The sequence below is a fragment of the Cobetia sp. UCD-24C genome, assembly GCF_001306765.1.
Taxonomy (GTDB): domain Bacteria; phylum Pseudomonadota; class Gammaproteobacteria; order Pseudomonadales; family Halomonadaceae; genus Cobetia; species Cobetia amphilecti.
On record NZ_LJTD01000006.1, the window covers coordinates 126,975 to 151,090 of the forward strand.

The 24,116-nt window shown below is 61.3% G+C and carries 21 protein-coding genes; 10 read left to right on the top strand and 11 right to left on the bottom strand.

Going from position 1 to position 24,116, the window contains the following annotated elements:
* Positions 1-37: 37 nt before the first annotated feature.
* Positions 38-391: an iron-sulfur cluster insertion protein ErpA gene (gene erpA / locus AOG28_RS10320; RefSeq protein ID WP_043331693.1), complete on the bottom strand. Its 354-nt coding sequence runs from the start codon at positions 389-391 to the stop codon at positions 38-40.
* Positions 392-546: 155 nt separating this feature from the next.
* Positions 547-1,590, bottom strand: coding sequence for an N-acetyl-gamma-glutamyl-phosphate reductase (argC, locus tag AOG28_RS10325; RefSeq protein WP_054556364.1), 1,044 nt, complete (start codon positions 1,588-1,590; stop codon positions 547-549).
* A gap of 253 nt (positions 1,591-1,843) precedes the next feature.
* Between argC and AOG28_RS10330 the strand changes: the two genes are divergently transcribed.
* From AOG28_RS10330 to AOG28_RS10355, 6 genes are all read left to right on the top strand, one after another.
* On the top strand, positions 1,844-3,595 hold the full coding sequence (locus AOG28_RS10330; protein ID WP_152965405.1) for a chloride channel protein: 1,752 nt from the start codon (positions 1,844-1,846) through the stop codon (positions 3,593-3,595).
* Positions 3,596-3,764: 169 nt separating this feature from the next.
* Positions 3,765-4,196, top strand: coding sequence for a protoporphyrinogen oxidase HemJ (hemJ, locus tag AOG28_RS10335; RefSeq protein ID WP_043331686.1), 432 nt, complete (start codon positions 3,765-3,767; stop codon positions 4,194-4,196).
* Between the two features lie 14 nt (positions 4,197-4,210).
* A complete protein-coding gene (thiD, locus tag AOG28_RS10340; protein ID WP_054556366.1) occupies positions 4,211-5,050 on the top strand; it encodes a bifunctional hydroxymethylpyrimidine kinase/phosphomethylpyrimidine kinase in 840 nt (279 codons plus the stop codon).
* A gap of 251 nt (positions 5,051-5,301) precedes the next feature.
* Positions 5,302-6,594 (top strand): glutamate-1-semialdehyde 2,1-aminomutase, encoded by a 1,293-nt coding sequence (gene hemL / locus AOG28_RS10345; RefSeq protein WP_043331681.1) that lies wholly within the window; start codon positions 5,302-5,304, stop codon positions 6,592-6,594.
* 169 nt (positions 6,595-6,763) lie between these two features.
* Entirely contained in the window at positions 6,764-8,326 is a 1,563-nt protein-coding gene (locus tag AOG28_RS10350; RefSeq protein WP_225996598.1) for a bifunctional aminoglycoside phosphotransferase/ATP-binding protein, read from the top strand.
* A gap of 124 nt (positions 8,327-8,450) precedes the next feature.
* On the top strand, positions 8,451-8,861 hold the full coding sequence (locus tag AOG28_RS10355) for a hypothetical protein (RefSeq protein ID WP_054556367.1): 411 nt from the start codon (positions 8,451-8,453) through the stop codon (positions 8,859-8,861).
* A 150-nt stretch (positions 8,862-9,011) separates the two neighbouring features.
* Here AOG28_RS10355 and AOG28_RS10360 read toward each other — a convergent pair whose 3' ends face one another.
* The 7 genes from AOG28_RS10360 to AOG28_RS10390 form a co-directional block, all read right to left on the bottom strand.
* Positions 9,012-10,193, bottom strand: coding sequence for a hypothetical protein (locus tag AOG28_RS10360; protein WP_160317870.1), 1,182 nt, complete (start codon positions 10,191-10,193; stop codon positions 9,012-9,014).
* 337 nt (positions 10,194-10,530) lie between these two features.
* Complete coding sequence (locus tag AOG28_RS10365) at positions 10,531-11,019, bottom strand: hypothetical protein (protein WP_054556369.1); 489 nt, start codon at positions 11,017-11,019, stop codon at positions 10,531-10,533.
* A 357-nt stretch (positions 11,020-11,376) separates the two neighbouring features.
* The gene (locus AOG28_RS10370; protein WP_054556370.1) at positions 11,377-12,210 is read right to left on the bottom strand and encodes a CsgG/HfaB family protein; all 834 of its coding nucleotides are present in this window, start codon (positions 12,208-12,210) and stop codon (positions 11,377-11,379) included.
* A 27-nt stretch (positions 12,211-12,237) separates the two neighbouring features.
* Positions 12,238-12,651 carry a curli assembly protein CsgF gene (locus tag AOG28_RS10375; RefSeq protein WP_054556371.1) on the bottom strand — a complete coding sequence of 138 codons (414 nt, stop codon included), beginning with the start codon at positions 12,649-12,651 and terminating at the stop codon, positions 12,238-12,240.
* A 76-nt stretch (positions 12,652-12,727) separates the two neighbouring features.
* A complete protein-coding gene (locus tag AOG28_RS10380) occupies positions 12,728-13,231 on the bottom strand; it encodes a CsgE family curli-type amyloid fiber assembly protein (protein ID WP_054556372.1) in 504 nt (167 codons plus the stop codon).
* Between the two features lie 11 nt (positions 13,232-13,242).
* Positions 13,243-13,926: a LuxR C-terminal-related transcriptional regulator gene (locus AOG28_RS10385; RefSeq protein WP_043331668.1), complete on the bottom strand. Its 684-nt coding sequence runs from the start codon at positions 13,924-13,926 to the stop codon at positions 13,243-13,245.
* Positions 13,927-14,508: 582 nt separating this feature from the next.
* Positions 14,509-15,147 (bottom strand): LuxR C-terminal-related transcriptional regulator, encoded by a 639-nt coding sequence (locus AOG28_RS10390; RefSeq protein ID WP_052384307.1) that lies wholly within the window; start codon positions 15,145-15,147, stop codon positions 14,509-14,511.
* Positions 15,148-15,629: 482 nt separating this feature from the next.
* On the opposite strand from AOG28_RS10390, the gene rdgB reads away from it, so the two are divergent.
* The 4 genes from rdgB (at position 15,630) to rlmJ (ending at position 20,125) form a co-directional block, all read left to right on the top strand.
* Positions 15,630-16,250: an RdgB/HAM1 family non-canonical purine NTP pyrophosphatase gene (rdgB, locus tag AOG28_RS10395; protein WP_054556373.1), complete on the top strand. Its 621-nt coding sequence runs from the start codon at positions 15,630-15,632 to the stop codon at positions 16,248-16,250.
* The gene (gene hemW / locus AOG28_RS10400; RefSeq protein WP_054556374.1) at positions 16,250-17,449 is read left to right on the top strand and encodes a radical SAM family heme chaperone HemW; all 1,200 of its coding nucleotides are present in this window, start codon (positions 16,250-16,252) and stop codon (positions 17,447-17,449) included. Before rdgB ends, hemW begins: the two co-directional genes overlap by 1 nt.
* An 85-nt stretch (positions 17,450-17,534) precedes the next feature.
* Entirely contained in the window at positions 17,535-18,197 is a 663-nt protein-coding gene (locus tag AOG28_RS10405) for an OmpA family protein (protein ID WP_043331663.1), read from the top strand.
* Between the two features lie 227 nt (positions 18,198-18,424).
* Positions 18,425-20,125 carry a 23S rRNA (adenine(2030)-N(6))-methyltransferase RlmJ gene (rlmJ, locus tag AOG28_RS17790; RefSeq protein WP_082388687.1) on the top strand — a complete coding sequence of 567 codons (1,701 nt, stop codon included), beginning with the start codon at positions 18,425-18,427 and terminating at the stop codon, positions 20,123-20,125.
* 159 nt (positions 20,126-20,284) lie between these two features.
* Here the strand turns inward: rlmJ and AOG28_RS10415 are convergent, their stop codons facing one another.
* Both AOG28_RS10415 and AOG28_RS10420 read right to left on the bottom strand, forming a co-directional pair.
* Positions 20,285-22,102 (bottom strand): ABC transporter ATP-binding protein, encoded by a 1,818-nt coding sequence (locus AOG28_RS10415; protein WP_063124269.1) that lies wholly within the window; start codon positions 22,100-22,102, stop codon positions 20,285-20,287.
* The gene (locus tag AOG28_RS10420) at positions 22,099-23,994 is read right to left on the bottom strand and encodes an ABC transporter ATP-binding protein (RefSeq protein ID WP_082388688.1); all 1,896 of its coding nucleotides are present in this window, start codon (positions 23,992-23,994) and stop codon (positions 22,099-22,101) included. Before AOG28_RS10420 ends, AOG28_RS10415 begins: the two co-directional genes overlap by 4 nt.
* Positions 23,995-24,116 lie beyond the last annotated feature (122 nt).

Genomic DNA, 24,116 nt, shown 5'->3' on the forward strand with positions numbered 1-24,116 from the left:
CTGACGGTCAGACACACTCTGGTCAGACCCTCGATGATCAGACCATGAAGGAAGACCCGCAGCCACAGGTGCTGGTGGCATTGGGGTTCTGGATCATGAAGCGGGCGCCCGCCAGACCTTCCTCATAGTCGATCGTCGAGCCGACCAGATACTGGTAGGACAGCGGGTCGATCACGATGGCGGCTTCGCCCAGCTCGACCACGGTGTCGTCATCGGCCAGATCGGTGGCGATATCGAAACCGTACTGGAAGCCGGAACAGCCGCCGCCAGTGACATAGACCCTGAGACGCAGCTCCGGGTTGGCTTCTTCCGCGCGCAGCGCTGCAATCCGGGCACTGGCGCGCTCGGACAGGTACAACGGCGTGGGGATGAAGCTTTGTGCTTCGCTCATGCGGGCCTCCTGGAAGGAGTCGGAGGCCGGACGCTGAAGACAGCGCCCGGCACGGTATAGAGAACGGAATGACGCCTATTATCCCTATATCCGAGCAAAAGGGTCAACTTTGTCTGCCGTGCTGCCGTGCTGCCTTGCGGGCGTACGCTGGCGGTTCAGGGCATCATCGCCGGCGCGCCGATCCCCATCATCTCATCGAGACCGAACATCAGGTTGAGGTTCTGGATGGCCTGACCTGACGCGCCCTTGACCAGGTTGTCGATCACCGACAGCACTACCAGGGTGTCGCCGTTGCCCGGACGATGCAGGGCGATGCGGCACAGGTTGGTGCCCCGCACGCTGCGCGTCTCTGGATGGCTGCCCAGCGGCATGACATCTACGGCGGGATGATCGGCGTAGCGTTGCTCGAACAGCGCCTGCAGATCTTCCAGCGTGCCGCTGAAGCCGCTCAGACGCGGATAGAGGGTGGAGTGGATGCCGCGGATCATCGGCGTCAGGTGCGGGACGAAGGTCAGACCGACCGCGCTGCCGGCTGCCAGGTCCAGCCCCTGGGTGATTTCCGGCAGATGACGATGGCCGGAGGCGCCATAGGCCTTCATGGACTCGCCGGCTTCACACAGCAGCGAGCCGACCTTGGCACCGCGACCCGCGCCGGAGACGGCGGACTTGCAGTCGGCGATGATGTTGTCGGTCTCGATCAGGCCGGCTTCCAGCAGCGGGATCAGTCCCAGCTGCACGGAGGTCGGGTAGCAGCCCGGCACCGCGATCAGGCGCGCTTCGCGGATGGCATCGCGATTGACTTCCGGCAGGCCGTAGACGGCTTCGCCGAGCAGCTCCGGCGCGCCATGCGGCTGGCCATACCACTCGGCCCAGACGTCGGCGTCCTTGATGCGGAAGTCCGCGGACAGGTCGATGACACGCGTGCCGCGTGCCAGCAGATCGCCGGCCAGGGCGTGAGCGACACCGTGAGGCGTGGCGAAGAACACGGCGTCACAGGCGGCCAGCACCTCGGCATCCGGCTCGCTGAACGCGAGGGTGTCGTAGTGGCCGCGCAGATTGGGGTACATCTCGTCGACACGCACGCCCTTCTCGCTTCGCGAGGTGATCACGGTCACTTCCACCTGCGGGTGGCTGGCCAGGAGCCTGAGGAGTTCCACTCCGGTGTAACCGGTGCCGCCGACGATACCTACCTTGATCATGCTGCCTCCCCGCCTTCGGGCGGTGTCCTGTTGATGCGAGATGTAATCTTGTGTCCGATCTGCTGCTGCGACCTTTGGTGGCCTGTGCGCGAGACAGGCGTTGCGCCATGCTGTGCCGAGGTTGTCGGATTGCGCACGGTCGCGACGGTTCGCAATCGATATGATACACAGGTGTCAGGCGGGCAGTAATGCGCTGCCGACATGGATGTCCTCTGTCATTGCCAGTGCCTTCAAGGAGTCGTGAGTGTCACGCCTGACGCGTCCGCATCTGCCTCGTCCCAGTCTCGACAATTTTCGGCGCAAGCTGGCGGCGGTCGATGCACTCCCGCAACTGTGTCTGTTGGGGCTGGTGGCAGGGCTGCTGACCGGCTCATTGATGGTCGGCTTCCGCCTGCTGTTGAGCGCCGGTGCCCTGGGCTTCATGCCCGATGACAACCCGGAGAACTTCGAGGGACTTGCCCCCTGGGTGCGCGCCTCGCTGCCGCTGCTGGCGGTGCTGGTGATCGGCATCGTGCTGGGGCGACAGCATCCGGCGCAGCGCAAGCTGGGCATCGGTCATGTCATCGAGCGCCTGACCTACCATCAGGGCAAGATGCCGCTGCGTGCCTGGCTCAATCAGGTCGTGGTCGGGGTCGTGAGCGTGCTCGGCGGCCTGTCGGCGGGGCGTGAAGGCCCGGCAATTCACCTGGGCGCCGGCGCCTCGAGCTGGATCGGCGAGCGTCTCAAGCTGCCCAACAACAGTCTGCGCGTGCTGGTCGCCTGCGGCACGGCGGCGGGCATCTCCGCCTCCTTCAATACGCCGATCGCGGGAGTCATCTTCGCCATGGAAGTGGTGATGATGGAGTACACCCTGATGGGCTTCATGCCGGTGATTCTGGCCTCGACCACCGGCGCTGTGGTCACGCAGATGGTCTACGGCTCGGCGCCGGCCTTCGCGGTGCCCTCCCTGCTGCTGCATTCCCTGCTCGATCTGCCCTGGGTCATCGTCACGGCGCTGGTCATCGGCCTGCTGGCGGGGGGCTTCGTGCATCTGGCACGTCAGCAGGCGCGCGTGGCACACCTGTCATGGGGGATGCGCATGGCGCTGGTCGGGGTCTCGACGGCCGTCGTGGCGTGGTGGTATCCCCAGGTGCAAGGCATCGGCTATGACAGCCTGGCCCAGCTGCTCGACGGCCAGCTGGCGCTGGATATCCTGTTGGCGCTGGTGATCGGCAAGCTGGTGCTGTCGGCACTGTGCGTGGCCTGTGGCGTGCCGATCGGCATCATTGGTCCGGTGGTGGTGGCGGGCGCCGCTGCCGGGGCATTGATGGGCATGCTGGGCGGCTGGCTGTTGCCGGACCAGGCCTCGGACATCGCGCTTTACGCCCTGCTCGGCATGGCGGCGATGATGGGCGCGGTGCTCCAGGCGCCACTGGCCGCCCTGATGGCACTGCTCGAATTGACGCATTCGCCGAATATCATCCTGCCCGGCATGCTGGCGGTGGTGGTGGCAGGCCTGACCTGTCGCCAGCTGTGTCACTGCCAGGGCTTCTTCATCTCGACGCTGACGGCGCAGGGCCTGCATCCGCTCCAGCAGCCATTGATGCAGGCGCTGTCGCGGGTGGCGGTGCCGGCGGTGATGGAACGCTCGCTGGTCAGCGTGCCGCGCCGCATCACGCGTGAACGCGCTCGCGCCCTGCTCGACAGCAAGCCGGTCTGGCTGGTGGTCACGCGCTCGACGCCGGAAAAGCCGATGGTCGCGCTGCCGGCGGCGGATCTGGTGCGTGTGCTGATGGATGAGCACTGGCGGGAGCAGGAAGAGCTCGACCTGCTCGAGATCCCCGCTCAGCGTCTGGATCTCGCGCCCATTCACCTGCAGGCTACCTTGTCCGAGGCCTATGAGCGGCTGCTGCCCAGCGATGTCGATGCCCTCTATGTCGAGCACACCACCGCACCGATGATTCGCAAGATTTCAGGTATCATCACGCGGGATGCAATAGAGAGCTACTATCGCTATACGCCCTGAAGCGTGGCGTGGCAGCTGCTTCTCAGGCGTGAATTCGCTCTGCGCGCGCCTGGCCGCGACCGCATACCGCATGGGCCTTGGCGGTGCCACATGCCATCGTGGCGATCCGATTGCTTCATCCGCGCGTCCACTTTCTGACCTTCCCGACCCTGACTGACGGAGCTCCCTCATGTATCTGTGGATTAAGGCTTTCCATCTGATTGCCGTAGTGTGCTGGTTTGCTGCCCTCTTCTATCTGCCGCGCCTGTACGTCTATCACGCCCAGGCGCGTGATGCCGGCGACCACAAGGCCATCGAGTACTTCAAGACCATGGAGCGCAAGCTCTATCGCGGCATCATGATGCCGTCGATGATCGCGACCCTGGTGCTGGGGATCTGGCTGCTGGCGCTGGTGCCGAGCTTCATGAGCATGGGCTGGATGCACCTCAAGCTGACCATGGTCGTGCTGCTGGTCGGTTATCACCATGCCTGTGGCCTGTATCTGAAGCAGTTCGCCGCCGATACCTGCAAGAGAACCTCGCGCTACTTCCGCTTCTTCAATGAAGTGCCGGTGCTGATGCTGGTGGTGATCGTCATCTGCGTCATCGTCAAACCGTTCTGAGGGATGGTTCAGCCATGACCGAGTGCTCAGCGCAACTGCCCTATGTGCTGGTATTGGCGGGGCATGATCCCAGTGGCGGCGCGGGTCTGGTCGCTGACAGCGAGGCGATCCGCGCCGGTGGCGGCTGGGCGCTGACGGTGCCGACCGCACTGACGGTGCAGAACTCCTGCAATGTGCAGGCGGTGATCCCGCAATCGGGCGAGTCGATGCTCGCCATGGCCCGCACCCTGTGTGAGGACTTCCGCCCGGGCGCGCTCAAGATCGGTCTGCTCGCCAGCGAAGCGGCGCTCACGGCGTGCGTGACGCTGATCGAGGAACTCCAGCAGCGCTGGCCGGGGCTGCCCGTGGTGTGGGACCCGGTGCTCAAGGCGGGCGGCGGGCTGGAGCTTTCCACCGAGTCGCTGATCCATCAGGCGCGTGAGAGCTTGCTGCCGCACGTGGATGTGCTCACGCCCAACCGCGCGGAGCTTGCGCGGCTGGCGGCCTGCCCCACGGGGGCGGGCGACGGCCAACTCGCCGAGCATCTGCTGGCGGCAGGCGCCGGGGCCGTGCTGGTCACCGGTACCGATCCTGTCGAGCGCGATGCTGATTCGCTGGCTGAGCCGTCGGTGATCCATCGTCTGTATCGCCGTGACCACACCACGCTCGCACTGGACTGCCCGCGACTGACTGGCAGCTTCCATGGCAGCGGCTGCACACTGGCCTCGCACCTGGCGGTGCGTCTGGCACGTGGCATGACGTTGCCATCGGCATGGCAGGCTGCCCAGCAGGCCACCTGGCAGAGTCTCGTCGATGGCCAGCAACGTGGGCGGAAAGGTGCGTTGCCCGGAGCCCAGTTTCTGCCCTGGCGATAGCGCTATTGCCCCTTTCGATGCCGGCACCCCTTGCGCTCACGCGGCTGCAACTCACCCGTGAGTCGCGTTAAGCTGTCGCCATCGACGGCATTCGGGTTATCCACACCTTCCTTGCCGCCCCGAGGCTATCGGGCCGTTTCATCGCCTGTGGACAAGCTGCATTCACGTTATCCACAGCGTCTTAGTGTCTGATCACCCTTTTCTCCATTTTCGCGGCCGATGGCCGCTCGCCGCTTATCAAGAGGTATGTCATGACCACGTCCGCTGCCCAGTTCGAACGCGCCAGCCGTCATATTCCCGGTGGCGTCAACTCGCCGGTCCGCGCCTTCAAGGGACTGCATCGTCCGCCGGTGTTCATCGACCATGCCAAGGGCGCGTATCTGTTCGATGTGGAGAACACGCGCTATATCGATTACGTCGGTTCCTGGGGACCGATGATCACCGGCCACGCCGATGAAGATGTGCTCAGCGCCGTGCGCGAGCGTCTCGAGAGCGGTCTGTCCTTCGGTGCGCCCACCGAGATCGAATCCGAGATGGCCGAGCTGATCTGCGAGATGCTGCCGAGCCTCGACATGGTGCGCATGACCAACTCCGGTACCGAAGCCACCATGTCGGCGATCCGCCTGGCGCGGGGTTTCACCGGTCGCGACAAGATCGTCAAGTTCGAGGGTAACTATCACGGTCACTCCGACTCGCTGCTGGTCAAGGCCGGCTCCGGCGCGCTGACCCATGGCGAGCCCAGCTCCCCGGGCGTGCCGGCCTCGCTGGCCGAGCACACCATCACGCTGGACTACAACGACGCCGAGGGTGTGCGTCGTTGCTTCGCCGAGTTGGGTGACGAGATCGCCTGCATCATCGTCGAGCCGGTCGCCGGCAACATGAACTGCATCCCGCCGGTTCCGGGCTTCCTCGAAAGCCTGCGTGAAGTGTGCGATGCCCACGGCAGCGTGCTGATCCTCGATGAGGTGATGACGGGCTTCCGTGTCGCCCTGGGTGGCGCTCAGGCGCATTACGGCATCACGCCGGACCTGACCTGCCTGGGCAAGATCGTCGGCGGCGGCATGCCGGTGGGTGCCTTCGGCGGCAAGCGCGAGATCATGCACCACCTCTCGCCGCTGGGGCCGGTCTACCAGGCCGGGACGCTGGCAGGCAATCCGCTGGCGATGGCCGCTGGCGTCGCGCTGCTGCGCAAGCTCAAGGCGCCCGGCTTCCACGCCGAGCTTTCACGCAAGGTCGAGATGCTGTGTGAAGGCCTGGAAAGCCGTGCCAAGGCGGCAGGCATCCGTCTGATCACCCAGCATGCCGGTGGCATGTTCGGTGTCTTCTTCACCGATGACGCAGAGGTCAGCAATTTCGCCTCCGCCACGCGCTGCCGTCAGCAGGATTTCGTGACCTTCTTCAACGCGATGCTCGCCGAAGGTGTCTATCTGGCGCCGTCCGCCTATGAAGCCGGCTTCATGTCCGCGGCGCATACCGATGCTGATATCCAGGCCACGCTGGATGCGGCTGAGCGGGTCTTTGCGCAGATGTCCGCATCGAACTGAGTGCGACGCGAGACAGTACCTGAGTCCGCGGGTTGGCCAACGCAGACAGGAACCCGCTCGGCAGGCTGCCGGGCGGGCTGCCATCCGGTACACTTGTCGCCAACGATAGCGATTGCGCTAATGACCTTATAGCCAGCTTGCCTTAGCGGAGACGACCTTGAGCCAGGCCTTGATTCGAGCCCTTCACACAGCCGATTGCTTCGATCACCCCGTGAAGGATATCGAAGTGCACGAGACGCATATCTCGTGGATCGTGCTGACCGGCGACTACGCCTACAAGATCAAGAAGCCGCTGGATTTCGGCAGCTTCCTGGATTTCTCGACCCTTGAGCGCCGCAAGCTCCTGTGTGAACAGGAAGTGCGCCTCAACCGCCGTCTGGCACCGACGCTGTACCTGGATACCGTGGCGATCTCGGGCACGCCCGAAGCTCCGCGCATCGGAGACGACAGTGCTGTCTTCGAGTACGCGGTCAAGATGCGCCAGTTCTCCAATCGCCATCTGTTCAGCGCCCTGCAGGCCAGTGGCGAGCTGTCGCTGGAATTGCTGGATGATCTGGTCGACCAGCTGGTGGCCTTCCACGAGCAGGCCGAGCGCATCCAGGGCGATAGCGAGCTGGGTAGCCCGCAGATGGTCAGTCGTACCATCGACAACGAGTTCGAGCTGATTCGTCCGCGCCTCGGTGATGATGCCGAGGCCATCAAGCGACTCGCGCTGCTCAAGCAGTGGACCGAAGAGACCTTCCAGCGCCTCAATCCCGAGTTCGAGCGTCGCTGGCAGGAAGGCTTCGTGCGTGAGACTCACGGCGATATCCACCTGGGTAACGCCGTGCGCCATGAAGGCCGTGCCCTGCTGTTTGACGGCATCGAGTTCAATGAAGAATTGCGCTGGAATGATGTCGGTTGTGACCTGGCCTTCCTGGTGATGGATCTCGAAGCGCGTGATGAGCAGGCCTTTGCCCATCATGCGCTCAACCGTTATCTCGAGCTCTCCGGCGATTACTCGCTGGTGCGCCTGCTGCCGTACTACAAGATCTATCGCGCACTGATCCGGGCCAAGGTGGCGATGATTCGCTATCACCAGCCGGACCTGTGTGAAGCGGATCGCGCCGATGTGCTGGCCGAGTACGAGCGCTATATCGGGCTGGCGGAGCGTTATAGCGAGATCCGCTTCCCTTACATGATCATCGGCGTGGGTGTTTCCGGCAGTGGCAAGAGTCGCTTCACCGAAGAGATGGTGCGTGAACTGGGCGGTGTACGCATTCGCAGCGATGTGGAGCGCAAGCGCCTGTATGGCTTTGCGGCGGATGCCGATACCGAGTCCGGGCTCAATGGCGGCATCTATACCCCCCAGGCCACCCATGCGACCTATGAGCGACTCTCGAATCTGTCAGCCACGCTGCTGGAATCGGGCATCCCCGTCTGCATCGATGCCACCTGTCTGAAGAAGGTGCAGCGTGACCGCCTGCGTCATGAGGCAGAAGCCCGTGGCCTGCCGGTGCTGATGATCAGCTTCGAGGCCGATGACGAGACGCTGCGCAAGCGCATCATCAAGCGTAGTCAGCGCAGTGGCGAGGCTTCCGAAGCGGGTCTGGAAGTGCTCGACAAGCAATTGGCCAATCGCGAGCCATTTGCGCCAGAAGAGCATGGTCAGCTGGTCCATATCGACACGACAGCGCCCAACGCCAATGTCACTTTGGCTCGCCTGATCCGTGAGCAGCTCAGGCTGCATTGAGACGAGCGATCGTTGTCATGGGGCATGGCGGGATGACCGCCATGCCCTTTTTTGTATTGCATAGTGCGCTCCCGAGTGAGCCTCAGCTTTGGTTGGGAAGCTATGCATCTGGAAAGGAAATATCATGCGCCAACAATGGGTAAATACCGCCGCCGCTGCCATCAGTATGGCACTGCTCGCGGGCTGCTCCAGCCAGCCGACAACCGCTGATCTCATGCGCGGTCAGGCTGAGGAAGCCAAGGCCGTCGCCAAGGTGCGTGATCAGCTGGCCGATAATTGGGAGAGCGGCAAGTCTCTGGTGGCCGCGGGTGAGAAGCAGATCGTCAGTGGTGAGAATCTGGTCAATGATGGCGAATCCAATATCGCCAAGGGCCAGGCGCTGATCGACAAGGGCAATGGTCAGATCAAGAAGGGCAAGGCGCGGATCGCCAGCGGCAACAAGCAGGTCAGCAAGGGCCGCCAGATGGTGGATGAAAGCCTTGAGAGTTATCGCCAGTCCTTCCCGGAGAATTCCGTGACACCGCCAAAGAAGTAACTTGCCGCTGCGATAGACGCTTCGCAGCTGGTACTGGAAGGCCGCTGACAACCCTGCCAGCGGCCTTTTTCATTATATGGATCCACCGAGCGGAAAAACGAAAAACCCCGCTTGCGCGGGGTTCTGTAAGACATCCTGGCTGGGGCGTGATCAGTACTGCATCACGTTGGCTACGTTGCCACCGCCAGTCTGGGTAATAGTGGAAGAGTTGGTGAAACCAGTCTGCGTCACATTGGCAGTATTCGGCGCAAAGCTCATGAAGCCGCCAGCCTGCTGCAGAATGGTGGATTCGTTATGTCCGCCTACCTGCAGCACGGACGCACTGTCGTTGTAACCGGTCTGAGTAATGTAGGACTCGTTCTCAAAAGACAGATACTGCGCGACATTGGCATCGTTGTTGATGCCGCTTTGCTCAGTCATGGCCAGATTGCCTGAACCGGCCTGCTTGATATCAGAGTCATTGAAGGCGCCACTCTGAATGACCATGCTGCGGTTTCCGTAACCGTACTGGTCTATCTCGGAGTCATTATGGAAGTCCGACTGGGTGACGTTGGCACGGTTGTAGCCACCCGCCTGATTGATCTCGGAATCATGTAATTTTCCGCTTTGCATGACTTGAGCTAGCTGATGCTTGCCGGATTGTGCGATATCCGAGTCACTGAAGGCCCCCGTCTGCATGACACGTGCCTTGCTGTACTTCCCGCTCTGCAACACGCTGGAGTCATGGTAGATGCCGCTCTGGCCGATGGAAGCGACGTTGTAGTCACCGCTCTGCTCGACATCCGAATCATGGCCGAGGCCCATCTGGTTCACGGTCGCTTTCTCGTGACTACCGCTTTGTGTAGCGATGGACGAGTTGAAGGCGCCTGTCTGGGTCACGGTCAAGTCATTGAAACGACCGCTTGAGTTCCGGCCGCTATCGCCCTGCTTGGAGACGGAGTTGTTGCGCTGGCCTTCCTGGGTGATGGTAGCCGTGTTCTTGAAGCTTTTCTGGTCGACATCAGCGTGGTTACGGCGGCCATCCTGGTAAACAGTTGCTTTCTGTGCCTGACCCCTCTGCAGGACATCCGCCATATTGGCCAGGCCTTGCTGGTTGACACTGGCAATGCTCGCGACGCCGCTCTGGTAGACAGTGGCGCCGTTGAAGGCCCCTGTCTGATCGATATCGCTGGTATGCTCGCCGGCGTTGAACGGGTTTCCATTGCGATCACCTTGGGTGACCGTCGCGCCATTGGCGAAACCGGTCTGATCGATGTCGGAAGCATTGTCCACTGCCATCGCATGTGAAGAGAAAGCGACAGCGGCAGCCAGCAGGCTCATTTGGATTTTCATGGTTTGTTCCCTTGTGTAGATCATTTTTTGAGTTGTGTTTTTATTATTGACTTGCTTCTGGTCATGCATCCCCTGACATGATGTCGGTCTGGTTTTTCGTGATCCGCGACATCATGTTGTACTGCTACTGCTACTGCTACTGCTACTGCTACTGCTCTTTTGTGCCCTTGCCAGAAGGTTGTGTTCGTCATGCAGGACTCTTGACTACATGTAAGTGAGAACCTCTCCTGGCCAGGCAAAATTCGTATTGGCGATTCGACGAAAGCGAATATTCAGCCACCACCTTCACAAGCATCATCGTCATGGAGCGATGTCATGCGAGCCATCGTGGCAAAGATCACTGTTGTATGACCTGGACACGCATATGGCCCCGTGAATATTGAGTGATACTTGCCGGTATCTGACTACTGGCCTGTTGTAGAAGCGTGGCGCTTCCCCCGATGCCTGTCTGCTGAATGCTGGCGCTTTGCCCAACACCTTGCTGAATGATCAGCGCATCATGATATTGCCCATGCTGAAGAATGCTGGCCTCATGCAGGGAACCCTCTTGCAGCGTGTACGCCGTGTTTCCATTGCCGTATTGGTCGACACCTGCTTCATTCAGGACACCGCTCTGGTCAATCAATGAGGCGTTGCCATTGCCATGCTGAACGATCATCGCCGAGTTATAAGCGCCAGATTGCTCGATGACCGCCACTGAGTGGCTGCTCCCCAATTCGGAGGTGGTCGCCAAGTCATTGGCCAACACCCACAAGCTGAGTGTCAGTGATGAAAAGAAAAGGCAGGCCTGTAGCATTCTTCTTTGTTGATGCTTTGCCGAAGCCATGGCGTGAGTCCATCCAGGTGACCGTCTAAGTGCACTAACTATTGGTCTTTATCGAGGCCATCACCATCAGTCCTTTTCGGGTTTATGAGGGCTAGAGATTGCTACTCATAATGTCTTGCCCAATAGCGGTGAGTAATGACAAAGAGTGGCCAGATTTTCAGCACCGTTCAGGGAGGTATTACTGTTGACGGTATTAGGTGCATGATATTTCATGCTTTGTTGTTTTAATTGTTTCTTATATTTTGCGCAGATACGAAAAAAGGCAGCCACCTCTTGCGAGGTGACTGCCTTTTAAGGAAGAGATAAACACCGCGAATACCACAATGCTCTCTACGGGGTCTTGAATGTGGGCTGGCTCTACAACATCGGGGTCGGGGCTTGCAGGTAATCCATCAGCTCTGATGTCTGAAGGCTGTCCGGGTCCTGGAGAACCCAGAGCTGGCGTTCGACGCCTTGCGCAATCAAGTGAATCACGGCAGATTCAATGGCGGACATGACCGCCATCTGTACGGGTTCATTGCTGGTATACCCCGCCTCCATCTCCAGCAAGCGACTGAAATCGATGAAGCGATAGACGCCTGCCCTCAGCTCGCGTGAGTAGATCGTCTTGCTGGTATTGACGTTGGCGATGACCTGCCCCGTGGTGATGTCGACAGCGCGCAGATTGACCGTCACCTGGTCCACCTGATACTGACCAGAGGCACCGATACCGAAGTATTCCGCGCCTGCCCCGCCTGTTCTGACATTGGAGTCGAAGGCAATGATGCCACCCTCGAACAGCAGGTTGGCAGCTTGCAGCGCGGCAAGATCATTCTGGCCCGTGCGTTCCATGTTGGCGCGGATGATCTTGCGCTCTGTCAGCAGGTTCTGCAGTCCTACGCGCTCGAGGGGGATGAACCAGCCGGAGTCCGACAATGCGGCACTCAGCATGGCGGCGCCGCCCTGGGTGACCGCCGTAGAGAAGGTACTGGCAGGGGCAGGCCGGTATTGGCCCGTCTGGTCACGGAAGTCATAGATGGCGACCGGAATACGTCCGGCGGGAGGCGGCAGACTGATCAGGTCCTGATAGGTGGCGGTTCTTGGCATCAAGGTGCTGGGCACCCCTTCAAGACCCTGGGTATTGGCGACCATCGGCGCACAGCCAGCAAGCGCCAGGCTGGCAACGGCCAGCATGGAGGTGAGTGTCTTCATTGAGCGAAACCCTTCATCAGTAGCGGATCAGAATGTATTGCCTGATGTGCCGAGGTTGATGACGGTGGTTTCACCTGTGGCGCGGTCAAGCACCTGCATGGAGAAACCGCCATTGCCGTTACTGATGACTTCGACACGCAGCTGAGCGCTGTCGATCACGCTGGAACGGCCGGGCTCTGTGGAATCGACAGCATCGGTGATGGCATCGGATACCAGGCTATTGCGCAGGTCGCTGATGAAAAGTTCTGTTTCGGAAAGACTATCGAAGGAGTAGGCATCAGGATCCTCGTGGGTGTCCTGGGCCTGGGCCTTGCCAAGCAGGTAGCTGCCATTGAGAGGGTTGCCACCGAAACTCGGGTTGATGGGCTGATAGATGAGTTCACCGGCATATAGCGGCATCGCCGACAACAGCAACGACACCGCGAGTGTCTGATGCTTCATGATGTTCCCCTGTTCCCTTGCGTATTGTCAGGGTCTCCGTGTCCGGAGCCCATTTATTATGTCGGTCTTCAATACATCAGAATTCGTCACCGGCCATGTCCGGGTCGTTGCGCAGGGCTTCCATGACCTTGCGACGCAGGAACTGGTCGGAGACGCTTGATACAGCGGCGCTGGCGTACATATCCACGTCATTCAGGCGCGGAGGGAGCGTCGCTTCGTACAGAACGTTGTTGCTTTCGGTGATCCAGATGAGGCTGCCCCAGCGTGCTGAGGGGCGTTCATGGATGCTGAGGGATGTGTTGCGGATGGCTGGGCTATCGAGGCGTTGCTGGCTGAACTGGCGGAAGAAGGTCTTGCCGATCATGGTCATGGTGCGATCGATCATCACGCCGCTGAGACCGTCGGAGAGCGTGGGACGAGTGCGCTGGATGGCGACCCCATCTTCCCCCTGACGGCGAGCCTGCTGCTCTTCACTGGCAACGGATACCTCGGGTCGCACCGCCTCCGGCGCGGATTGCGCGAAGGCGGGCGACAGACTGAAGCATGTCAGTCCCCAGGCGACCACCTGGCGGCTTGTCATGCCCCGACCGTTCACGACATCTGTGCTCTGCGAGCGATGCGTGGGGTGCGCGAGACAGGCATTGCCAGGTTCTGACGTGCCCAGTTCATGGCCTGAATGCGGTTATGCACCTTGATCTTGCGGAAGATGTTGTAGAGATGTGACTTGACCGTGTGTTCACTGACGAACAGCTGGTCAGCAATCTCGGTATTCGAGGCACCCGTGCCCAGCAAGCCGATGATTTCCACCTCACGCTGGGTCAGACCACAGACCGGGCGATAGGCGTTGAGCTGCTGACGGCGATAGAAATCCAGCAGGCGGGTCATCAGCGGTCGGGACATCCACATGTCGCCTTCCAGCAGTTTCGCGATGCCCTTGCTGATCAGTGAGAGGCTGTCCTGTCGGTAGAACACGCCTTGAAGATGGGTGCTGACCAGCAGGCTGGCAGCTTCCTCTTCATCACTGATGTTGATAGCGGCCAGCTCTGCGCTGGCATCCTGGCTGGCATCTGCATCCCAGCGTTGCATCGTGCCTTCATCGACGTGGTCGGTGTCCAGCAGCACTATCGTTCTTTCTGCCTGCCCGGGTGTGTAATCCTCGTCGGGGCTTGCGGAAGCCACCTGACACTCAAGCTGCTGGCGAATGTAATCCATGAAAAGCGCTGACTGCGGATTGCAGTCAGTCACCAGCAGCACCATTGCGTTCCCTGTAATCATGGTGCGAGACCTCTGAGTTGTCGTACCGATTTTTCTTGGCGGAGCCATATCTGAAGTGTGGTTGGGTGAGTCGTGTAGCACTGCACTCATTCACGTCGGGCATTACGCGCTGAGCACCTTTATAGGATTGCGCGATAGTGGGGATAAGGCAACCTCTAATCAGTACTTGCTAAAATAACCAGTTTATCCTTCCCCTCCAGTCCTGATTTGACCCAGAAAAAGAATAGGAAAAACAGTACGTAAACCTGATGAAAATAGCGCTGGTCATGATGACCCTTCTCGAGAGTGCAATGAAAACCAGACCTTTGCGCTTTTTTACCAAGCTTTACACTGGTTCAAAGGTACCATGAATCTAATGCCGGGAAGCGTCTCTTCAATGTCATTATGTAACCGGGCTTGTCTTTTTGTATCTCTTGATTCGAAGGGTGTCAGGAATGCGACGCGGCTCCGAGCATGAGCTATTTCACTCTTGATAAGTGAAGCGTTTACTACGCGTAGCCGGCGTGGGACATGCTCTGCCGCTGTGGTGACCTCACAGATCCACCTGCTTGGAAGAGTTGCTCGTCCAGCGTCACCTGAGCCTCAGGATTCCGGCTCCGTCGTGCGCTTGGGGATGTAAAGGTTGAGGTGCTCGTGGGCCCACTGGATCGCCTGATGGCGGTTGTGGACTCTGATCTTGCGAAAGATGTTATATAAATGAGACTTCACGGTGTGCTGGCTCAACATCAATCTATGCGCGATATCTGCATTACTTTGCTGTGACGCTATGAGTGACAATATTTCCAGTTCTCGTTGTGTCAGTCCCATGACAGGCTGGAAGGCAATCTGTTGTTGTTGACGATAATGACGAATCAACGTCTGCATGATATTGCGAGTCAGCCAGTTTTCATTCTCGAGTATCTTGCCGATACCCTTGCTGATTTGTTCAAGGCTGTCCTGGCGATAGAAGATTCCGCTGAAAGGAATATTCAGAAGTAGTGAGATGGCATCGTCTTCATGTTCGACATTGAAGGCAGCGATCTTGTCGATATGGCTCCATCGCATCATCTGGGCCAGACTGCACTGGGTGCTGTCGATCAGCACCAGGCAGGGAGATGACGGCAGTGGGGCTTCATGGTGGCAGGCCTCAACGACACATTTCAGTGTCTCTTGCAGGTACTCGACGAACAGTTCGGTCTGCGGTGAAGGGCTTGTCACGAACAGGACTCTGGTAGCAGTCATGGGGCGCTCCTGTCGCAAGCGTTTTGGGGGGCTCATCATCAGCAGGCTGAGGCGGAGACATGAATCCACGGTGATTCGATGGTTGTCTTGAAGTCTAGTCGAGTGACACCTGAGGGCTGGCGCTGCGCATAGTGTTAGATGGCATAACGCACATTTCTTTTATTTCCCACTTAAAGGCTATACAAAACATCGAGTTACGGGATTTTTTCGGTTGATGTTTACTTGCTTGAGCCGCGAGGCACAGATAAATCCTGCACAGGCATTAGCCCGCGCTGAGGCAGATAGCCTGTATCGGCCTGTCAGTCATCAAGTTGAGCACATGAGTGACATCGGCCCATGACATCATGGATCTCAGTCGTGCCTGGCGCAGACCCCTCGCGTGTACGCACCGGACTCACGCGCTAGAATGGGGTGCTGCAAGCGCCTCGCCCGTGTGACTCACACGCGGCCGCATTCTCGTTGTTCCTATCCCGGAGATTCACATGTCCGTTTCTTCTCTCGTACTGGCCAGTGGCAATGCCGGCAAGCTACGTGAATTTTCCCACCTGCTCGCACCGCTGGGGATCGAACCGATGCCTCAAGGGCAGCTGGGAGTGAGTGACGCCGAAGAGACAGGGCTGACCTTCGTCGAGAATGCGTTGATCAAGGCGCGCCACGCCGCAGAGGTCACCGGCCTGCCGGCGCTGGCAGATGATTCCGGGATCGAAGTCGATGCGCTGGGCGGGGAGCCGGGCATCTATTCCGCACGCTTTGCCGCGCGGCGTCAGCAAGGTAGCGGTGATGGTGACAACAACGCCGCCCTGTTGGCAGCGCTTGAGGGCGTGCCTGAGCAAGCGCGTACGGCGCGCTACTGGTGCGTGCTCGTCTATCTGCGCCATGCAGCAGACCCGGTGCCGATCATCGTTCAGGCCAGTTGGGAGGGGCGTGTCCTTGACGCGCCTCAGGGCGAGGGTGGCTTCGGCTATGACCCGCTTTTCTGGCTGCCGGAGCATGGCATGACCGCCGCGGCCCTGGATGCCGAGACCAAGAACCGTCTCAGCCACCGGGGGCGTGCGATGCAGCAGTTGCTCGAGGCGCTTGCCGCGCAGAGCGGTCAGGCGTGATGTCCGCCGCGAACCTGCCGCCTCTGTCGCTCTATATTCACGTGCCGTGGTGCGTGCGCAAATGCCCTTACTGTGACTTCAACTCCCACGGGGTCGGGCGTGATGCCGGCTTGCCTGAAGAGGAGTACATCACGGCACTGCTGGCCGATCTCGATCAGGACCTGCAGTTGCTGCAGGGGCAGCCCGAGCGTGAATTGCACAGCATCTTCATCGGCGGCGGCACGCCGAGTCTGCTGAGCGGGGCGGCTTACCAGCGACTGTTCGATGGCCTGCGGGCGCGCATGACGTTCTCTGCCGACTGCGAGGTCACGCTGGAGGCCAACCCCGGCACGCTGGAGCAGGGCCGCTTTGCCGCCTATCGTGCCGCCGGCATCAATCGCTTGTCATTGGGCGTGCAGACCTTCCAGCCGGAGCAGCTCGAGGTGCTGGGGCGCATCCACTCCGCTGAAGAAGCGGGGCGCGCGGTGGCCAGCGCACGGGCGGCCGGCTTCGACAATTTCAATATCGATCTGATGCATGGCCTGCCGGGCCAGACATTGGAGACGGCGCTGGATGATATCCGGCGTGCCCTGGCACTCAAGCCGACCCATCTGTCCTGGTATCAATTGACGCTGGAGCCGAATACCGAGTTCTATTCGCGCCCGCCGGTACTGCCGGAAGATGATCTGCTGTGGGATATCCAGGATCACGGTCACGCCGAGCTGGAGGCTGCCGGTTTCCGTCGTTACGAGATTTCCGCCTATGCCCTTGAAGGGCGCAGCGCGCGTCATAACCTCAATTACTGGAAATTCGGCGATTACCTGGGCATTGGAGCGGGCGCGCACGGCAAGTTGACGTTGTTGAAGACCGACTCGGCAGGGAACTTGAACGGCGAGTTGCAACTCCAACGCCGTTGGAAAAGTCGTCAGCCTGAAGCGTACTTGCGCAGGATGCAGGACCCTCGCGGGTTCGTGGCGGGTCAGCAGGAAATTGACCGCGATGAGCTGGCGCTGGAGTTCATGATGAATGCACTGCGCTTGACCGAGGGTGTCAGCTTCGAGGATCTGCGTCGCACGACCGGGCTGGATCGCGAGGCATTGGAGCCGGGCCTGAGCCAGGCGCGCTCGCGCGGGCTCATCGTTGAGGATGACGTGCTGTTGCGCGCGACGCCCCAGGGCTTATTGTTCCTCAATGACCTGCTGGCCATGTTCGACACCTGATTGATCAGGCATTATCGGAGGCATGACGATTATTTGCGCAATTGTCGTCTTGCCTTTAATGAGTGTGTAGATAGGGAGCGTTACCATGAAGAAGTCTGTACTCCTGGCCCTGCCGTTGGCAGCCGCCGTCGCGATGGCGGGTTGTTCCACGACCAACCCGTATACCAATGAGCAGCAGACCTCCAGTGCGGCGAAGGGTGCCGGCATCGGTGCGGTCGTCGGCGCAATCGCCGGGGCGACCAAGAGTGGTAACCATCGTCTCGACAAGGCGCTGATCGGCGCCGCTGCGGGTGCCGCCGCGGGCGGTGGTATCGGCTATTACATGGATGTTCAGGAAGCCAAGCTGCGTGATCAGCTGCAGGGCACCGGTGTCAGCGTGACCCGTGTCGGCGACCAGATCATCCTCAACATGCCGTCCAACGTCACCTTCGGCTCCGACTCCAGCACCCTGTCCGGCCAGATTCAGCCGGTCATGGATGGCGTCATCACCGTGCTCAAGGAATACGACGAGACTCGCGTCAACATCGCGGGCTATACCGATTCCACCGGTGCCAGCAACTACAACCAGAACCTGTCCGAGCTGCGTGCCCAGGCTGTCGGCAACTATCTGGCCAGTGGTGGCATCGCCTTCAACCGTCTGAACATGCGCGGTTATGGTGAAGCCAGCCCGGTGGCATCCAACGACACCGCCTCCGGGCGCGCCCAGAACCGTCGCGTCGAGATCACGCTGACGCCGATGGAAAGCTGAGACCCATCAGCTGTCATGGCGACATGACGGTGAATGACCACGAGGCCTGCGCATTTGCGTGGGCCTCGTTGCTTGGCAAGCACGGCTTTTGGGGTGACAAGTGATCATCTCTGCTATCCTTCAGCCCCTTCGGCGGCCTTGTCTGGTTTTCCTCTCGTCGCCGCCCCCCGATTTCTATCTGCTGCCTCGCTGGATGTGGCAGATATCGCCGTATCAAGGAGGCGCTCTTGCTCGCCTATCAGCACGCCTATCACGCTGGCAATTTTGCCGACCTGCACAAGCACCTGCTCGCCACCACCCTGGCCGAGCAGCTATTACGTAAAGAATCTCCCGTTACGTTTATCGACACTCACGCCGGTCGTGGCTGGTATCCGCTGGCGGCCCGCGAGACGGAACAGCTGCGCGAATACGAGCAGGGCGTTCTGCCGTTGTGGCAGGTGCGTGATCGCTGGTTGACCGATGCAGGTGAGCCGAAGTCTCCGTCAGCTGACAAGCCGCTGGCTCGCTGGCTGGCACGTCTGGCGGACATGCAGCCGGATGCCGCCAAGGGCAGCGCCAGCGAGCTGAGCGTCTATCCCGGTTCGCCCTGGTGGCTGAGCCAGTCGCTGCGCCGCGGCGATCGCCTGTTGGCCTATGAGCTGCATCCGGGTGAGATCTACCACTTCGATCAGGCGCCGGTGCAGCGTGACAGCCTCGGCAAGGTCATGCGTCGTCAGCAGGATGGTCTGTCCGGTCTGTTGGCGGCCGTGCCGGTCACCACGCCGCGCGTCGCCGTGCTGATCGACCCCAGCTATGAGCTGAAGAATGATTACCGTGATGTCGCCGAGGTCGTGGTCGAGACCCTGCGCAAGTCACGTCATGCCACCATCATGATCTGGTATCCGCTGCTGCCGGCGGGCCGTCAGCATGATCTGCTCGAGCGTCTCAAGAAGCATTCGCCGGCACCGATGTGGCGCAGTGAGCTGACGATCGATTCGCCGGAAGGCGAGCACGGCATGTACGGCTCCGGCATGCTGGTGATCAATCCGCCGTGGCAGTTCGACCGTCAGTTCTCCACCGCCATGCAGGAAGTGGTCGAGGTGCTCAAGGGCGCGCTGCCGGCTCCGCAGTCGGTTGCCGTCGAGCACAAGGGCCTGTGGTGGCTGTCGGAGGAGGTCGCCCGCGAACGCAACGAGCCCAAGCCGATGCCGCGTGAGCGCCTGCTGTCGCTGCGCAAGCTCAACCAGAAGGTCAAGCGCGACAGTGATGTCGAGGTGACCCAGGCCAAGCCCAAGCGCGAGAAGCTCAAGCGCGGTGAAGGCTGGGCCAAGCCTCGCGTGCGCAATGACAGTGCGACGCCCAAGGCCAAGGGCAAGCGTCATTCCGCGACTGCCAAGCCCAAGACCAGCATCAAGGCGCAGGTCAAGGACGAGGTGCATGGGCATTCCGCGCCGAGCCAGAAGCGCGTCAGCGAGAAGCCTGCCGAGCGCAAGTCGACGGCCGCTATCGAGCCGACTCGTCCGCGTGGCAAGGGCGAGACGGCAGGCAAGGGAGCGGGCAAGGATTCTGCCAGCTGGAGTGACTGGTCCTCCAGCGTGCCAGGCAAGGGCCGCCGCGAAGGTTCCACCCGGGTCAGCATGCGCAGCACGCCGGCGATCGGTCGTGATGGTCAGGTCAACCCGAACAGCACGACCAAACTGCCCAGAAAGTACGCGGCCAAGCAGCGACCTGAAGACAACAAGGATGTCGGCAAGCCGCTGGATGCGCGTGAAGCGCGTGCCCTGCGTGAGAAGCAGGAAAGCAATGCCATGAGAGGCAAGGCAGCCCCAGGCAAGGACAGCTCTGGCAAGTCAACGCCTGGTAATACGAATTCTGGCAAGACAGCGCCTGGCAAGGACAGCTCTGGCAAGAAACAGGGCAACAAGCCACGCGGCCCGCGCAAGCCGTGATGACAGGTGTGAATGCAGAACGCTGAGCGCCATATCATGAGCTCGGATTGCAAACGCCCCCACAGGCCATGCCTGTGGGGGCGTTTGCATTGTGGGGCGTCTAGATCGCGGGGCCATTTGCATCGTGGGGCGTTTGTATTGTGGTGACCAGTGGCCTGATCAGTGCGCGATGTCTTCTCGCCATAACCGCCGATAGAGGCCGGGTTCTGTCATCAGGGCATCATGGGCCTCCAGTTGGGTGATGCGGCCCTGTTCCAGCACCAGCAGGCGGTCCGCATCGCGCACCGTGGCAAGCCGGTGTGCCACCACGATCAAGGTCACTTCGCCACGCAGCTCATGCAGGGCCTGCTGCAACAGGGCTTCGGTATGGCTATCGATGCTGGCGGTGGCCTCATCCAGCAACAGCACGCGTGGTGTCGTGACCAGTGCGCGTCCGAGCGCCAGCAATTGGCGCTCGCCCGTGGAGAGACTGAGGCCGCGCTCGCCCAGCAAGGTGTCGAGCCCCAGCGGCAGACTATCGACCAGCGGCGCCAGATGCGCTTTGTGCAGGACCCGTGACAGGTGCTGCTGGCTGATCTCACGCCCCAGCAGCAGGTTGTCGCGTAGTGTCGTGGCGCGGATGAAGGGCTCCTGCGGGACGACGGCTATCGCGGTAGCGCGTTGTTGAGCCGACCACTCCATCAGCGGACGACCATCCAGCAGCAGCTGAGACGCCGGGGCAGGGCGCTGCCCGCTGAGCAGATCGAGCAGGGTGGACTTGCCGCTGCCCGTCGGGCCGACCACGCCGAGAAACTCACCGCTCTCGATGGCAAGCGTCAGGCCATTGAGTGCCGGCCCCTCCGCACCCTGGTGGCGGAAACTCAGTCGCTCGAGTTGATAGTGACCACTCGCTATCACGGTGTTGTCCGAGTGCCCACTTGTGGCTTTCCTCGCGGCGCGCGTGTCTGGCTCAGGCGTCTCGCGTGGCCGGTCCAGCACCTCTTCCAGCCGGCCTGTCGCCACCAGCGCCGACTGGAAGACCTGCAGTCGCTGCGTGATCTGGATCAGGGGCTCGCTGATGCGCCCCAACCAGGCGATGAATGCGTAGAGCACCCCCAGTTCCGCACCGCCCCCCAGTTCGCGCAGCCCGAACACGGCGACCAGCGAGAGCGTGATCAGCATCGCCATCAGGTCGATGGCCGAGCGCAACAGCAGCCCCGACACACGCACCGTGCGCATGCGCGCCTGATACTGGGAGACGTTGAGGTGGTGATAGCGCTGACTGAAGCGTTCGGTCTGGTCGCTTGCCTGCAGCACAGTCATGCCGCCGATCGCCTCGGCGATTCTGGCATTCTGCAAGGCACGCAGGCGGCGCACCTCGCGTGCAGCGCGCCCGGAAAAGCGCTGATACAGCCAGATCATGCCGATGGAGAGCGGCACCAGCGCCGTCGCGATCATCGCCAGGGCGCCATCCATCAGGGCCATCGCCGACAGGATGCCGATCAACAGCACCACATTGCCGATCAGTGTCGCCAGCACCCCGATATACAGCTCCTTGAGCGACTCGGTGTCGTTGGTCACACGGGCCACCAATTCACCGGCGGCGATATTGTCGAGGGTCGATAAGGGCTGATTCAGCAGGTGTGTGAAGACTCGCTCACGGATATTGCGCACGCTGGCGAGGGCCAGACGGGAAAAGCGCAGCTGCTGGAAATAGCGCCCGGCGGCGGCGCCCAGCTGGGTGATCACGTAGATGGCCACCAATCCGGCCAGGGCCTCGGGGGCGAGGTTGCCGGGAATCAGGTAGTCATCCAGATAGCGCTGAGTCAGCCACGGGCCGAGAACATCCAGTACGGTCGCCGCGATCAGGATCAACAGCGCGCGCAGGACCTCTGCACGGCGCCTGCCCAGCGGTTGCCAGAGCAATGCCAGGCGCCGTCGGCTGAGCAGGCGAGTGCCGCTGAGGGTGTCGGGGCGTGTCGCGGCATCGTGGCTCATGAGCGCTCCGCCTTGGCATCGTCTTCGCGGTTGACCTGCTGGGCCTGCCATAGTCGCCAGTAAGCGCCGCGCGCGGCCAGCAGGCTGGCGTGATCGCCCTGTTCCAGGATACACCCGTCCTCGAGCACCAGAATCTGCTGGCAGGCCTGTACGGCAGACAGACGATGGGAGTTGATGATCAGCGTGCGCTTGAGGCCGTGGTGATCGGGTTGCTGCAGGCGCGCGAGAGTCTTCAGCAGGGTGCGTTCGGTGACCTGGTCGACCGCCGACAGGGTATCGTCCAGCAGCAGGATCGGCGCCTCGCTGAGCAGGCTGCGTGCCAATGCCAGCCGCTGACGCTGGCCGCCGGAGAGTGTGATGCCTCGCTCACCCACCAGCGTCTCCAGCCCCTGGGGGAGGCGGCGCAGATCTTCCTCGAAGGCTGCGGCGCGCAGCGCCTCTCGAATTCGCTCGTCGGAGGCCTCGGGGCAGGCGAGGGCGACATTGTCGGCTACCGAGAGCGCAAACAGGAACGGGTCCTGTGGAACCAGTGAGAACTGCTGGCGCCAGGCAGATAGTGTGTACTCACTCGCTTCTTTGCCGCCGAGCGTCAAGACCCCTTGCTCAGGCGTCAGAGGCCAGCTGCGCGACAGCAGACGCAGCAAGGTGGACTTGCCGCTGCCGGTCGCGCCGACGATCCCCAGACTCCCCCCTGCCGCCACCTGCAGGGAGAGGGGGCCAATGGCACGTTGCTGGCTACCCGGATAGTGGAATTCATTGATCTCAATGCGTAGTGAATGGTCACTGACCTCGTCCAGGGTGCCGCTGTCCTCAAGGGCTTGTGGCGCGGCGTGGAAGGTGGCCAGCCGCCGAGCGGCTGCCGCGCCGCGCTGCAATATATTCAGGCACCAGCCAAGCGCGAACATCGGCCAGATCAGCTGCGCCAGATAGAGCGTGAAGCTGGTCAGTTGGCCCAGGGTGATGGCGTCATCCAGATAGCGCCAGCTGCCCACGCCCAGCGTCAGCAGCGTCGCCGCCGAGAGTGCAATGAACACCACCGGATCAAAGGCCGCCTCCAGCTTCTGGACGCGATAATCGACGGTTTCGGCGGCGGCGGCACGCTGCGAGAATCTTGCGCCTTCATCCTCCAGCAAGGCATGGCTTCTGAGCATGCGAATGCCGGCGAAGGCTTCCTGGGTCTGGTCATTCAGGTCCGAGAAGCGCTCCAGCGATTCGCGGAAACGCTCTCCGATCCGTCGTGAGATACGTGCGAAGGCCCAGGCCATGAAGGGGAAGGGCAACAAGCCGAGCAGCGTCAGTGGCACATCGATGGCGATCAGCATGATGCCGAGCACCAGCACGAAGGTCATGGCGCCATCGACGCTGGACAGCACACCTTCCGCGGCGGCCATCTCCACGGCATCGATGTCCTGACTGGCGTGCGCCATCAGGTCTCCGGTGCGGTGGCGCTGATAGAAGCCGGGGTCCAGGCGCGTCAGCTTGGCATGGAAGGCATCACGCTGCTCCGTCCCCAGCTGATAGGCGGTGCCGAACAGCGTCACGCGCCAGGCATAGCGCAGTGCATAGAGCGCGAGCCCCGCGCCTACCAGCCACAACAGGCGGCTCAGCAAGGCCTCGTGGTCGAGGCTGCCGTCACGCAACGCATCGATGGTGGCGCCGATCGCCCACGGCAACAGCAGATTCAGCCCCGCGACCCCGATCAGGAACGCGATGGCCAGCAGATAGCGGGGCCAATGGCGGGTGAAGAAGTCGAGCAGCAGGTGGCGCAACGGGGCCTCGGGGAGAGGCCCGGTAGTCAGCTCGGCGGCGGGGGCCGGCGGGGGAGAGGCACTGGAGTCACGGGACTCGCGATGGGCATCCTGCGGTCTGTTCGATGTCGCGCGTCCCGCCATGTCGGCTCCCGGTCTGCCCCTGCCCGCCTCCGCCACTCGGAGGGGTCGGCAGAGGCAGTATAACGAGAGGGAGACAGCCAGACGCAAGCACTGTCGGCAAGAGAGCCCGGCTGCGGGCGGGA

What these genes read in the sequence shown, in the direction of transcription:
- AOG28_RS10355 (WP_054556367.1), top strand. Translation starts at nt 8,451, where the DNA reads ATGCGCCAACAATGGGTAAATACCGCCGCCGCTGCCATCAGTATGGCA.
- rdgB (WP_054556373.1), top strand. Translation starts at nt 15,630, where the DNA reads ATGTCCGTTTCTTCTCTCGTACTGGCCAGTGGCAATGCCGGCAAGCTA.
- AOG28_RS10370 (WP_054556370.1), bottom strand. Translation starts at nt 12,210, where the DNA reads ATGAAGACACTCACCTCCATGCTGGCCGTTGCCAGCCTGGCGCTTGCT.
- AOG28_RS10365 (WP_054556369.1), bottom strand. Translation starts at nt 11,019, where the DNA reads ATGGCTTCGGCAAAGCATCAACAAAGAAGAATGCTACAGGCCTGCCTT.
- thiD (WP_054556366.1), top strand. Translation starts at nt 4,211, where the DNA reads ATGACCGAGTGCTCAGCGCAACTGCCCTATGTGCTGGTATTGGCGGGG.
- hemJ (WP_043331686.1), top strand. Translation starts at nt 3,765, where the DNA reads ATGTATCTGTGGATTAAGGCTTTCCATCTGATTGCCGTAGTGTGCTGG.
- AOG28_RS10390 (WP_052384307.1), bottom strand. Translation starts at nt 15,147, where the DNA reads ATGACTGCTACCAGAGTCCTGTTCGTGACAAGCCCTTCACCGCAGACC.
- AOG28_RS10405 (WP_043331663.1), top strand. Translation starts at nt 17,535, where the DNA reads ATGAAGAAGTCTGTACTCCTGGCCCTGCCGTTGGCAGCCGCCGTCGCG.
- AOG28_RS10385 (WP_043331668.1), bottom strand. Translation starts at nt 13,926, where the DNA reads ATGATTACAGGGAACGCAATGGTGCTGCTGGTGACTGACTGCAATCCG.
- hemL (WP_043331681.1), top strand. Translation starts at nt 5,302, where the DNA reads ATGACCACGTCCGCTGCCCAGTTCGAACGCGCCAGCCGTCATATTCCC.
- argC (WP_054556364.1), bottom strand. Translation starts at nt 1,590, where the DNA reads ATGATCAAGGTAGGTATCGTCGGCGGCACCGGTTACACCGGAGTGGAA.
- AOG28_RS10420 (WP_082388688.1), bottom strand. Translation starts at nt 23,994, where the DNA reads ATGGCGGGACGCGCGACATCGAACAGACCGCAGGATGCCCATCGCGAG.
- AOG28_RS10360 (WP_160317870.1), bottom strand. Translation starts at nt 10,193, where the DNA reads ATGAAAATCCAAATGAGCCTGCTGGCTGCCGCTGTCGCTTTCTCTTCA.
- AOG28_RS10375 (WP_054556371.1), bottom strand. Translation starts at nt 12,651, where the DNA reads ATGAAGCATCAGACACTCGCGGTGTCGTTGCTGTTGTCGGCGATGCCG.
- hemW (WP_054556374.1), top strand. Translation starts at nt 16,250, where the DNA reads ATGTCCGCCGCGAACCTGCCGCCTCTGTCGCTCTATATTCACGTGCCG.
- erpA (WP_043331693.1), bottom strand. Translation starts at nt 391, where the DNA reads ATGAGCGAAGCACAAAGCTTCATCCCCACGCCGTTGTACCTGTCCGAG.
- AOG28_RS10380 (WP_054556372.1), bottom strand. Translation starts at nt 13,231, where the DNA reads ATGACAAGCCGCCAGGTGGTCGCCTGGGGACTGACATGCTTCAGTCTG.
- AOG28_RS10415 (WP_063124269.1), bottom strand. Translation starts at nt 22,102, where the DNA reads ATGAGCCACGATGCCGCGACACGCCCCGACACCCTCAGCGGCACTCGC.